This window comes from Bartonella sp. TT121SHDZB, assembly GCF_042193415.1.
In the GTDB taxonomy this organism is placed as follows: Bacteria; Pseudomonadota; Alphaproteobacteria; order Rhizobiales; family Rhizobiaceae; genus Bartonella.
This window is the reverse complement of sequence record NZ_JBHILR010000058.1, coordinates 354-669: the sequence shown is the minus strand read 5'-3', so window position 1 is coordinate 669 and position 316 is coordinate 354. Positions and strand designations below refer to the sequence as shown.

Below are 316 nucleotides of genomic sequence, written 5' to 3'. Positions count from 1 at the left end.
GTCACGATCTGGACCGCGCGCTCGATGTAGCCCAGGTTCTGGGTCAGCTCATCTGCGCCGGTCGTCATCGCGTCTGCGTAGGCCTTCTGAGCCACAGCCGCAGCCTCGGCAGTCTTGCCCTGCTTCTCCAGCGCCTTGATCTGGTCGTAGATGCTCGCAGTCAGGTAGTTCATCTGCTCGTTCAGGGCGAGCGATGCCTGCAGCGGATCCTTGGCCAGGTCCGCAAACTGCTTGGCCGTCTCGCTGACGGCTTGGCCCGTGGTCTTCTCCCATTGCAGAGCGATGGCGGTAAAGTCCTTCAGCTGGTCGGATGCGA

General features: G+C 62.3%; 1 protein-coding gene. It reads right to left on the bottom strand.

Translation table 11 applies throughout. The features are described 5' to 3' along the window. A partial coding sequence (locus tag ACFIKI_RS08450; protein ID WP_375666762.1) for a phage tail length tape measure family protein occupies nt 1–316 on the bottom strand: 316 nt, incomplete at both ends.